The following is a 10440-nucleotide window of genomic DNA, read 5'->3' on the forward strand; positions in this document are numbered from 1 at the left end:
CATATAGCTTGAGCTCTAGAAATAAAAGTCTAGATAACTGATCTAATAATAAACGTGGTCTCTGCTTTGTCTTTAATAGAGCTAGAGCGGAAGAACTGCGAATCCAGAGTAGTAAAGGATATCAACGTGAAACAGAAAAAACGCTTTATCGCAGGGGCGAGCTGCCCAAGCTGCAAGACTCAAGACACACTCCGCTGGTGGATTGAAAATAATATCGAGCTGGTGGAATGTGTCGATTGTGACTTCACAGAACAGCGTAAACCGAAAACTGTAGAGAAATCTGAACACGCGAATCAAGAAATGATCGGTATTTTTAAGCCTGAGTGATTGAGTTTCGTCAATTGATCCCCATAATATCCGGGTACAGAATTTTTCCTAAGCTCAACTGTTCGAGCTTAGTCCAAACCTCCTTGGAGCTCTCATGAAAATTGAAAAGAACGTAGTAGTTAGTGTTGCATATCAAGTGAAACTTGAAGATGGCGTAGTAGTTGATCAATCAATTGCAGAAGCTCCACTAGATTACCTTCACGGTCACAACAACCTAATTACAGGTCTTGAAAAAGAGCTTGAAGGCAAAGTCGCTGGCGACAAGTTCTCAGCAACTGTTACTCCAGAAGACGCTTACGGCGAGCACAACGATGACCTAGTTCAACGTGTTCCTGCAGACGTATTCCAAGGTGTTGAGCAAATCGAAGTTGGCATGCGTTTCCTAGCGGATACTGACCAAGGTCCAATCCCAGTTGAAGTTACTGAAGTAGATGGCGACGAAGTTGTTGTTGACGGTAACCACATGCTAGCTGGCCAAACTCTAACGTTTGACGTTGAAGTTGTAGCGGTTCGTGAAGCGACTGAAGAAGAAGTTCAACACGGTCACGTACACCAAGAAGGCGGCTGTGGCGGTCACGACCACGATCATGATCACGAAGGTGGTTGCTGTGGTGGCGAAGGCCATGACCATGCTGAAGAGAAAAAAGACGGCTGCTGCGGCGGCGGTAGCTGTGGTTCTCACTAATACCGAATTAACGGTTTAGTTTAAGAATATTGAAAGCCTCCCTTGTGGAGGTTTTTTTCGTTTAGGGTGCTAGCTTTTTGAGCTGGCTTTCCGTCTACCAAACTAATTGTCTGCAAATCTTAGTGTCCGCAAATCTAAGCGTTCGTAAATAGTTTGGTTTTCGCTATCAGACATCAAACCATGGATGTGGTATTGATAGCACAACATTATAAGTCGACGTCAGTGGAGAGTTTGTATGTCACAGCCTTTTTCAATTGCCATTCATGGTGGTGCAGGCACCATCTTACGAGAGCAAATGAGTGATGAATTAAAAACGGGTATTACCGAGGCTTTGGAAAAATCGGTTTTGGCTGGCTATCAAGTATTACAGTCGGGTGGCGATGCGCTAGATGCAGTGGTTGCTTCAGTTAAGGTGATGGAAGACAGTCCCCACTTTAATGCAGGTAAAGGTTCAGTTCTAACTCATGATGAATTTGTTGAGATGGATGCTTCTGTGATGCACGGTCGTGAAATGGATGCGGGGGCTATTGCCGGTGTCCGCCATATCAAAAATCCAATTGAGCTTGCGCGTGATGTGATGCTTAAAAGCGACCATGTGCTACTGATTGGTGAAGGCGCCGAGAAGTTTGCGTTTGAGTATGACCATACTTTCACCGAGCAAGATTACTTCTTTACTGAGCGTCGTTATGACCAACTTCAGTCGATGAAAGAGAAAGGTATTTTTGCTTTGTCTGAAGCGAAATATGATGAAGAGCAAGCTGATAAATATCCAGATGATAAAAAGTACGGCACGGTTGGCGCGGTCGCATTAGACCAAGCCGGAAACTTAGCAGCCGCAACCAGCACTGGTGGCGTAACCAATAAAAAATACGGTCGTGTGGGAGATTCTCCAATCATCGGTGCAGGCACTGTTGCTGAAAATGGCAATGTGGCCGTTTCAACAACAGGTATGGGGGAGTTCTTCCTTAGAAAGATGGTTGCCAGTGATGTGGCGGCACGAATGCGTTATCTCAAGGAAGATGTGCATACGGCTTGTGAAACGATAATTCAAGGTGAATTGAAAACCATGGGTGGTGAAGGAGGCTTGATTGCTATCGATGGACAAGGTGATATTCATTTCGGTATGAACAGTTCAGGAATGTACCGTGCGAGTGTTGATACTAATGGCTGCGTGGAAGTAAAAATTTATGCCGATGACTAAGTTTGTATTGGCTTAACTGACTTTAGTTGAATTAGCGCAGATTAAACAAACAAAAGGGCGACAGATAAGTATCTGTCGCCCTTTTGGTTTTCTATGTCCCGTCCTGAAATGTGTTTACACATTGAGGACGAAAAACTAACGATATGCGTCACTAGAACTAATTCGTTATCTTTAAAGCGCACTTAATAGTGTGGAGGGGGCGTCTCTTCTGATGCGTCAGCGAGGTTTGAGCCATCCATATTTTTTACTTTGCCAACCACGAACTTCATCTGGTCTTGCATTCTCGTGATCAACATCTGTTGTTGGCTAAGCGCTTCATTAAGTTCTTCAATGGTTTGCTCTTGGAAAGCCAACTGACATTCTAGGTCATTCACGCGGCTTTCTAATTGTTCAACTCGCTTTTCTGTCATCGTTCTTAATCCACATTCCAAGCTTGGGCAATGCCCGCAGAGGTGCCCGATATCACACGGTTCTTATCATCAAAGGCTGCATCATACACTACCGCACGAGGAGGGCGAGCATCTTTTAATGGCTCGGCGTCGTGGCGAGAAATGCGTTTGCCATCTTGAGTATTCCACACGCTCACTTGGCTAGATGGCGTACCTGTTACCAACATACTGCCGTCATCAGAAAAGCGAGCACTGGAGAAAATTAGCTGTCGAGACCAGCTCTGCAATTGAGCTTGAGGTTCACCTGTCTCAAGATCCCAGATCATCGCTTGATTCCCTCCATCGGAGGTAAAAGCTAGCTCTCCATCTCGTTGTAAGGCAACTCGTACGACTCTTTGTTCGTGCTCGAATGTACGCAATACCAAGCCTGATTCGGTATCCCAAAGGTAAGCTTTATAGTCGTTACCGCCTGATAATGCGTAGCGCCCATTCGAAGATAGGGAGACGGAATTAACTTTTTCTCGGTGAGCGAGGAACTCCAGACGGCGTCCGGTGACTAAGTCCACATAGATAGCTTTGCCATTAGATAGGCCCAGCAGTACTTTTTCACCGTTGCTAGAGATATCAACATCGCGAATTAAGCCATCGGAAATCGACCATAGCCCTTCAGCTTGTGTCCAAGATAAGTCCCAAACGGCGAAATTCATCTGACTGGCGGTAATGGCAAAGCGACCATTGTCAGAGATGCGAATACGCGATACTTGATTTTCGGATTGATCTTGTGGACCAAGCTGAGCCAGTTCTTTGTTCTGGGCAAGATCCCAAAGGAGCAGCTGTTTTTGCTGCGAGTAGAGCAGCGCGAAGCGTCCACCTCTACTTAGGGCAAAGCTGGTGGCGCCGTTGGGTTCAATTTCCCAGCGTTGGTCATCATCTTGGAAGAAAAAGCAGCCATTTAACAAGGTGATGACAATCGTACATAGCAATGAGTGGAAAAATATTCGCATCACATCCAATAATCCGGTTTGTGTCGAAAGACATATGACTAGTATATTGTTATAACTAACGTATTCACACCAATCTAATCATTAGATTTGTGCACAATAACCAATGGCTTGGCCATTAATTGGAGAATTCAATGAAATCAGTTTTAAAAGTATCACTGCTTGCCGCAACGGTTATGCTAGCAGTTGGTTGTCAGAAAGAAGAACCAAAGGCAGAAGCTCCACAGGTAGAAGAAGTTAAAGTTGCAGCAGTAAACTTTAAAACAGAAGATGACAAAGCGGCATACGCAATCGGTGTATCTTTCGCTAACTACTTAAGCACAAGCATTGATAAGCCAAGCGAGCTAGGTATTAACCTAGACAAAGCGATGGTTCTTCAAGGTATCGAAGACGTATTCGCAGAGAAGACGGCACTTAACGAAGAAGAGACTCGTGCAGCTCTTGAAGCTCTAGACAAGCGTGTTGCTGAAACGATGCAAGCACAAGCGGCAGAAAAGTCTGCAGAAGTGAAGAAAGCGGGTGATGACTTCCGCGCTGAGTTCGCTAAAACTGAAGGCGTTAAGCAAACTGAATCTGGTCTACTTTACCAAGTAATGACGGCTGGTGAAGGCGCTTCTCCAAAAGACACTGATACGGTTCAAGTACACTACAAAGGTACGCTAACAGACGGTACTCAGTTCGACAGCTCTTACGATCGTGGCGAACCAGCAACATTCCCACTAAACCGCGTAATCCCAGGTTGGACTGAAGGTGTACAACTGATGCAAGTGGGTTCTAAGTACAAGTTCGTTATCCCGCCAGAGCTAGCATACGGTGAGCAAGATACACCGACTATCCCAGCTAACTCAACGCTAGTATTCGAAGTAGAACTACTAAACATCGATAACGCTGAAGCAGCTCCTGCACAATAATATCGATTAAAAGCCTCGTACTAAAATACGTTGATTGAATAAAAAGCCTAACTTTAAGTTAGGCTTTTTTTATGACTTGAATATGAGTATTTGATTTTTAAACTTGTTCTAAATCACTAGTTGCAATGTTAGCTAGGTGTGCAATTAAAATTTTCTGATAAACTTACATAAATTTGTTGATTTTTCACACGAAGGTAAGGAATAAGTGACTACTACAGAAACAGTCAATGCGGACATGTTACTCGAAATGGAATCAGTCCATGTCATGCCATTCAGTGAACACGATAAAATTATCCTAAGATCTTATGAGGCCGTAGTTGATGGTATTGCGAGTCTGATCGGTCCGTTTTGTGAAATCGTTTTACACTCTTTAGAAGACCTCAATACTTCAGCGATTAAAATTGCCAATGGTGAAAATACAGGCCGTCAGGTTGGTTCGCCAATCACCGATCTTGCATTGAAGATGTTGAAAGATATTGAAGGTTCTAAGCGTAACTTCTCTCGTTCATATTTTACTCGCGCTAAAGGCGGGGTACTAATGAAGTCGATCACGGTTGCTATCCGCAATGGTGAAGACCGAGTGATTGGCTTACTGTGTATTAACGTGAACTTAGATGCGCCATTCTCACAAGTGCTGCAATCTTTCATGCCTACGCAAGACGCGGACGAAGCTGCGTCATCTGTTAACTTTGCTAGTGATGTTGAAGAACTTGTCGATCAAACGGTTGAACGCACGATTGAAGAAATCAATGCAGACAAATCTGTATCGAACAACACCAAAAATCGCCAAATCGTGATGGAGCTATACGACAAAGGTATTTTCGACATCAAAGACGCGATTAACCGCGTTGCTGAGCGATTGAATATCTCTAAGCACACAGTGTACTTGTACATCCGTCAACGTAAAACAGAGGATGAAGAGGGTTGTTAAGCTATACACTCTTAGTTAATGGACCCGTTTACGGGTCACAATCCGCAAGAAGTGCTTATCAGTTTGCTGTGGCTCTATTGAAACAGGGCCACAAACTTCACAGTGTGTTCTTCTATCAAGACGGCGTCAGTAATGGCTCTAGCATTACTGTGCCGGCTAATGATGAATTTGACTTAGCTGCCGCTTGGCAAAAACTGGCGGACGAGCACAATGTTAGCCTAGAGACATGTGTTGCTGCTGCGCTAAGGCGTGGAGTTATCAGCACTGAAGAAGCGGCGCAACATCAATTAATTGCCTCTAACTTGGCGACAGGGTTTACCCAAGCAGGCTTAGGGAGTTTATCTGAAGCACTTCTGACGCAAGATAGGGTTGTCCAGTTTTGAGCACATTAGCATTTATATTTAACAGCTTTCCTCATACAACGGCTGCAGGTAGGGAAGGGCTAGACGCATTGTTAGCGGCTTCAGCTTACAGTGAAGACATCAGCGTATTCTTTGTCGGTGATGGCGTTACACAGCTTCTCAAAGCGCAACAGCCTGATGAATCCTTATCACGTGACTATATTTCTGCATTCAAGCTTATGGACCTCTACGACATCGAGCAGGTTTACGTGTGTCAACATAGCCTCAATCAGTTTGGTCTCTCGACTGATAACTTACTGATCGATGTGACTGCGCTAGAAATGAATGAGTTGACGCAGAAGTTAGCTCAGAGCCAAAAAATACTGACTTTCTAGGGAACGTTATGCTTCATATTGTAAAATCAGTAGACAAACTCAAGCTTGCATTGATGTACTCGCAACAAAAGGACCATATCCTTTTGGTTGAAGATGCGGTGTATGTTTGCCTTCCAAATCATGAGTTATTCAATCAAATCTCCACCGTTAAACATGTGTCGGTATTAAAAACAGATCTTTATAGTCGAGGTTTACAACAACTTGCTTCAAGCACCCTGGATCAAGTGGACTTCGATGGATTCGTAAAACTGACTGTTTTGAACGACAAATCAGTCACTTGGTAGCTGCATTTTATCAGTGTGGTTAAAAAAAGACCATCCTGAGCTCTAGACGGCTAAAAAAGATCTGTATATTTCTTGACACACATCCCACTGCTGAATAGAATTTTGCGTCCCTATTTACACTATGTGTAATAGGGCTAGATTTTTCATCAAGCTTACTTTCAAGTAAATCAGGAGCTAGTTAATGGCAACTATTAACCAGTTGGTACGTACTCCTCGTGTAAAGCAGGTTGTTAAAAGCAACGTGCCTGCACTAGAAGCGTGCCCACAAAAACGTGGTGTATGTACTCGCGTATATACTACTACTCCAAAAAAACCGAACTCAGCACTACGTAAAGTATGTCGTGTTCGTCTAACTAACGGCTTTGAAGTTACTTCATACATCGGCGGCGAAGGTCATAACCTTCAAGAACACAGTGTTGTTCTTATCCGTGGTGGTCGTGTTAAAGATTTACCAGGTGTGCGTTACCACACTGTTCGCGGTGCACTTGACTGTGCAGGCGTTAACGACCGTAAGAAAGGTCGTTCTAAGTATGGTGTGAAACGTCCTAAGTCTTAATGCGTCTTTTTTTTAAAAGAAAGCGTTAAGTAAGGCCAAACACTATTTATTTATTATTCTGAAAAGTTTTGGAAAAAACCTGAAGAAGACAACGGAGAAATTCCATGCCACGTCGTCGCGTAATAGGCCAGCGTAAGATCCTTCCAGATCCTAAGTTCAAATCTGAGCTGCTGGCAAAATTCGTTAACATCCTTATGGTTGACGGAAAAAAATCTACTGCAGAGAAGATTGTTTACACTGCACTAGAAGTTATGGCTGAGAAATCTGGTAAAGATCACTTAGCTGTATTTGAAGAAGCTCTTGAAAATGTTCGTCCAGCGGTAGAAGTTAAATCTCGCCGTGTGGGTGGTTCAACTTACCAAGTACCTGTAGAAGTTCGTCCGGTTCGCCGTAACGCTCTTGCTATGCGTTGGGTAGTTGAAGCTGCGCGTAAGCGTGGTGAAAAATCTATGGCTCAACGCCTAGCTGCTGAAATGCTAGACGCGTCTGAGAACAAAGGTACTTCGGTTAAGAAACGTGAAGACGTTCACCGTATGGCTGACGCAAACAAAGCGTTCGCACATTACCGCTGGTAATACCTTTTTAGTGCTGCAAGTTTCCTTGCAGCACTTCTTTAGTTCCTATGCTTATGCTAGGAACTATTGCTATTTCTAGGGCAAGCACTTTTTAGCGAAGTATCGCTTTTAACGCATAATCTAGACATAGCAATAGTCCCTAAGTCTCTAATAAGAGGATTCAACCGTGGCTCGTAAAACTCCTATTGAGCAATACCGTAATATCGGTATCGTTGCTCACGTAGATGCAGGTAAAACAACCACAAGTGAACGTATTCTGTTCTATACCGGTCTTTCTCACAAAATCGGCGAAGTTCACGATGGTGCAGCAACCATGGATTGGATGGAGCAAGAGCAAGAGCGCGGTATTACGATCACTTCAGCAGCAACTACTACGTTTTGGCGTGGTATGGAAGCTCAGTACTCTGACCACCGTATTAATATCATCGACACTCCGGGGCACGTTGACTTCACAATCGAAGTAGAACGTTCTCTGCGTGTGCTTGATGGTGCAGTTGTTGTGTTCTGTGGCTCATCTGGTGTTGAACCTCAGTCAGAGACTGTATGGCGTCAAGCTGATAAGTACCAAGTTCCACGTATGGTTTTCGTTAATAAAATGGACCGTACAGGCGCAGACTTCTTGCGTGTAGTTGAACAGATCAAGGATCGCCTAGGCGCAACTCCTGTTCCAATTCAACTGAACATTGGTGCTGAAGAAAACTTCCAAGGCGTTGTCGATCTTATCAAGATGAAGGCGATTAACTGGAATGAAGCTGACCAAGGCATGACTTTCACGTACGAAGATATTCCTGCAGACATGCAAGAAATGGCTGAAGAATATCGTACAGAACTTGTTGAAGCTGCTGCAGAAGCAAATGAAGAGCTGATGGATAAGTACCTTGAAGAAGGTGAACTAACAGAAGCTGAAATCAAACAAGGTCTTCGTACTCGTACCCTTAATAATGAAATCGTACTTGCTACTTGTGGTAGTGCATTCAAAAACAAAGGTGTACAAGCTGTTCTAGATGCAGTTGTTGATTTTCTTCCTTCTCCAGTCGATGTACCTGCAATTAAAGGTATCGATGAAGACGAGAACGAAGCAGAGCGTCATGCAGACGACAAAGAACCGTTCTCAGCGCTAGCATTTAAAATTGCAACAGACCCATTTGTTGGTACTTTAACTTTCATCCGTGTTTACTCTGGTGTTGTTGAAAGCGGTAAAACAGCTTACAACTCTGTGAAGAAACAACGTGAACGTTTAGGGCGCATTGTTCAAATGCACTCAAACAAGCGTGAAGAAGTAAAAGAAGTACGAGCAGGTGACATCGCAGCCATTATCGGCCTTAAAGATGTTACTACTGGTGAAACTCTATGTGATCAGAACCATAAAATTGTTCTTGAACGTATGGAATTCCCAGATCCAGTTATTCAGATCGTTGTAGAGCCTCGCTCTCAAGCTGATCAAGATAAAATGACTATCGCGTTAGGTAAGCTAGCGGCAGAAGATCCATCGTTCCGTGTTGAAACGGATGACGAGACTGGCCAGACACTAATCTCTGGTATGGGTGAACTGCACTTAGATATCATCGTTGACCGCATGAAGCGTGAATTCAGTGTGAACTGCAACGTTGGTAATCCGCAAGTTGCTTATCGTGAAACCATTCGTGGTACAGCAAAAGCTGAAGGTAAATTTATCCGCGAACATGGTGGTAAAGGACAGTACGGTCACGTGTGGCTGAAACTGGAACCATCAGAAGCCGGTGAAGGCTTTGTCTTCGTAGATGAAATTGCCAATGGTATCGTGCCAAAAGAGTTCATTACCTCTGTCGCTAAAGGCGTTGAAGAGCAAATGAACAATGGTGTATTAGCGGGCTATCCAGTTTTGGATATCAAAGCTACACTATATGATGGTTCTTACCATGAAGTAGATTCAAGTGAGATGGCGTTTACAATCGCTGCCTCTATGGCTTTCAGAACAGGTGCACTAGAAGCGCAACCAGTTTTGCTTGAGCCTATGATGAAAGTTGAAGTAACTACTCCAGAAGACTGGATGGGTGACGTTGTTGGCGATATTAACCGTCGTCGCGGCATCATCGAAGGTATGGACGAGGGGACAGCTGGCCTGAAGATAATTCGTGCACAAGTTCCGTTGTCTGTCATGTTCGGTTACGCAACTGATTTACGTTCTGCGACACAAGGTCGTGCTTCTTACTCTATGGAGTTTAGTGAGTACGCTGAAGTGCCAAAAAATGTTGCTAATGCAATCATTGCAGAGCGTGGTTAAACAAAAGGGACGCATTTTTTTCATTTTTTGAAAGAACAATGCGTCCAAATATTGCGCTAACGAGAGTTGGCGCATAAAATAGCAATTTCTGGCGCGTCTCGCTCAATAATGAACGTGGCGAATCATAACTAGGAAGGAACACGATTGTGTCTAAAGAAAAATTTGAACGTACGAAACCGCACGTAAACGTTGGTACTATCGGCCACGTTGACCACGGTAAAACAACTCTAACTGCTGCTATCTGTACTACACTTGCAAAAGTGTACGGCGGTGTTGCTAAAGATTTCGCATCTATCGATAACGCTCCAGAAGAGCGCGAGCGCGGTATCACAATCGCAACTTCTCACGTTGAGTACGATACTCCTGAACGTCACTACGCACACGTAGACTGTCCTGGACACGCCGATTATGTTAAAAACATGATCACTGGTGCTGCTCAAATGGACGGCGGTATCCTAGTTGTTGCTGCTACAGATGGCCCTATGCCACAAACTCGTGAGCACATCCTACTTGGTCGTCAAGTTGGTATCCCTTACATCATCGTATTCATGAACAAATGTGACATGGTTGATGACGAAGAG

The 10440-nt window shown here is 44.0% G+C and carries 14 protein-coding genes; 12 read left to right on the forward strand and 2 right to left on the reverse strand.

What is annotated here, in order from left to right; translation table 11 throughout:
- Nucleotides 1-126: 126 nt before the first annotated feature.
- The 3 genes from ACED59_RS10575 to ACED59_RS10585 all read left to right on the forward strand — a co-directional run bounded on the left by ACED59_RS10575 (nucleotide 127) and on the right by ACED59_RS10585 (nucleotide 2213).
- Nucleotides 127-327: a YheV family putative zinc ribbon protein gene (locus ACED59_RS10575; protein ID WP_009848927.1), complete on the forward strand. Its 201-nt coding sequence runs from the start codon at nucleotides 127-129 to the stop codon at nucleotides 325-327.
- 94 nt (nucleotides 328-421) lie between these two features.
- The gene (slyD, locus tag ACED59_RS10580; protein WP_017096564.1) at nucleotides 422-1012 is read left to right on the forward strand and encodes a peptidylprolyl isomerase; all 591 of its coding nucleotides are present in this window, start codon (nucleotides 422-424) and stop codon (nucleotides 1010-1012) included.
- Between the two features lie 235 nt (nucleotides 1013-1247).
- Nucleotides 1248-2213, forward strand: a complete 966-nt coding sequence (locus tag ACED59_RS10585) for an isoaspartyl peptidase/L-asparaginase family protein (protein ID WP_017096565.1) — start codon at nucleotides 1248-1250, stop codon at nucleotides 2211-2213.
- A gap of 182 nt (nucleotides 2214-2395) precedes the next feature.
- On the opposite strand, the gene ACED59_RS10590 is transcribed toward ACED59_RS10585, so the two are convergent.
- Together ACED59_RS10590 and ACED59_RS10595 are read right to left on the reverse strand one after the other, a co-directional pair.
- Nucleotides 2396-2623 (reverse strand): SlyX family protein, encoded by a 228-nt coding sequence (locus ACED59_RS10590; RefSeq protein ID WP_009848930.1) that lies wholly within the window; start codon nucleotides 2621-2623, stop codon nucleotides 2396-2398.
- 5 nt (nucleotides 2624-2628) lie between these two features.
- Nucleotides 2629-3606: a WD40 repeat domain-containing protein gene (locus ACED59_RS10595; RefSeq protein WP_029223759.1), complete on the reverse strand. Its 978-nt coding sequence runs from the start codon at nucleotides 3604-3606 to the stop codon at nucleotides 2629-2631.
- Between the two features lie 131 nt (nucleotides 3607-3737).
- Here ACED59_RS10595 and fkpA point away from each other — a divergent pair, with 131 nt between their 5' ends.
- The 9 genes from fkpA to ACED59_RS10640 all read left to right on the forward strand — a co-directional run.
- Nucleotides 3738-4514 (forward strand): FKBP-type peptidyl-prolyl cis-trans isomerase, encoded by a 777-nt coding sequence (gene fkpA / locus ACED59_RS10600; RefSeq protein WP_009848932.1) that lies wholly within the window; start codon nucleotides 3738-3740, stop codon nucleotides 4512-4514.
- A 205-nt stretch (nucleotides 4515-4719) separates the two neighbouring features.
- Nucleotides 4720-5445 carry a transcriptional regulator gene (locus ACED59_RS10605; RefSeq protein WP_012604921.1) on the forward strand — a complete coding sequence of 242 codons (726 nt, stop codon included), beginning with the start codon at nucleotides 4720-4722 and terminating at the stop codon, nucleotides 5443-5445.
- Complete coding sequence (gene tusD, locus ACED59_RS10610) at nucleotides 5439-5828, forward strand: sulfurtransferase complex subunit TusD (protein WP_017096567.1); 390 nt, start codon at nucleotides 5439-5441, stop codon at nucleotides 5826-5828. The genes ACED59_RS10605 and tusD overlap by 7 nt, the downstream gene beginning before the upstream one ends.
- Entirely contained in the window at nucleotides 5825-6181 is a 357-nt protein-coding gene (gene tusC, locus ACED59_RS10615) for a sulfurtransferase complex subunit TusC (protein ID WP_017096568.1), read from the forward strand. Before tusD ends, tusC begins: the two co-directional genes overlap by 4 nt.
- An 8-nt stretch (nucleotides 6182-6189) precedes the next feature.
- Nucleotides 6190-6465, forward strand: a complete 276-nt coding sequence (tusB, locus tag ACED59_RS10620; protein ID WP_009848936.1) for a sulfurtransferase complex subunit TusB — start codon at nucleotides 6190-6192, stop codon at nucleotides 6463-6465.
- Between the two features lie 181 nt (nucleotides 6466-6646).
- Nucleotides 6647-7021, forward strand: a complete 375-nt coding sequence (gene rpsL / locus ACED59_RS10625) for a 30S ribosomal protein S12 (protein ID WP_012604917.1) — start codon at nucleotides 6647-6649, stop codon at nucleotides 7019-7021.
- 104 nt (nucleotides 7022-7125) lie between these two features.
- Nucleotides 7126-7596: a 30S ribosomal protein S7 gene (gene rpsG / locus ACED59_RS10630; RefSeq protein ID WP_012604916.1), complete on the forward strand. Its 471-nt coding sequence runs from the start codon at nucleotides 7126-7128 to the stop codon at nucleotides 7594-7596.
- Between the two features lie 166 nt (nucleotides 7597-7762).
- Complete coding sequence (gene fusA / locus ACED59_RS10635; RefSeq protein WP_012604915.1) at nucleotides 7763-9859, forward strand: elongation factor G; 2097 nt, start codon at nucleotides 7763-7765, stop codon at nucleotides 9857-9859.
- 146 nt (nucleotides 9860-10005) lie between these two features.
- A partial coding sequence (locus tag ACED59_RS10640; protein ID WP_371731362.1) for a GTP-binding protein occupies nucleotides 10006-10440 on the forward strand: 435 nt, incomplete at its 3' end.

Origin of the sequence: Vibrio sp. FF266 (assembly GCF_041439695.1) — a bacterium.
Taxonomy (GTDB): Bacteria; Pseudomonadota; Gammaproteobacteria; order Enterobacterales; family Vibrionaceae; genus Vibrio; species Vibrio tasmaniensis_A.

What these genes read in the sequence shown, in the direction of transcription:
- ACED59_RS10590 (WP_009848930.1), bottom strand. Translation starts at nt 2,623, where the DNA reads ATGACAGAAAAGCGAGTTGAACAATTAGAAAGCCGCGTGAATGACCTA.
- ACED59_RS10585 (WP_017096565.1), top strand. Translation starts at nt 1,248, where the DNA reads ATGTCACAGCCTTTTTCAATTGCCATTCATGGTGGTGCAGGCACCATC.
- fkpA (WP_009848932.1), top strand. Translation starts at nt 3,738, where the DNA reads ATGAAATCAGTTTTAAAAGTATCACTGCTTGCCGCAACGGTTATGCTA.
- slyD (WP_017096564.1), top strand. Translation starts at nt 422, where the DNA reads ATGAAAATTGAAAAGAACGTAGTAGTTAGTGTTGCATATCAAGTGAAA.
- rpsL (WP_012604917.1), top strand. Translation starts at nt 6,647, where the DNA reads ATGGCAACTATTAACCAGTTGGTACGTACTCCTCGTGTAAAGCAGGTT.
- ACED59_RS10595 (WP_029223759.1), bottom strand. Translation starts at nt 3,606, where the DNA reads ATGCGAATATTTTTCCACTCATTGCTATGTACGATTGTCATCACCTTG.
- tusB (WP_009848936.1), top strand. Translation starts at nt 6,190, where the DNA reads ATGCTTCATATTGTAAAATCAGTAGACAAACTCAAGCTTGCATTGATG.
- rpsG (WP_012604916.1), top strand. Translation starts at nt 7,126, where the DNA reads ATGCCACGTCGTCGCGTAATAGGCCAGCGTAAGATCCTTCCAGATCCT.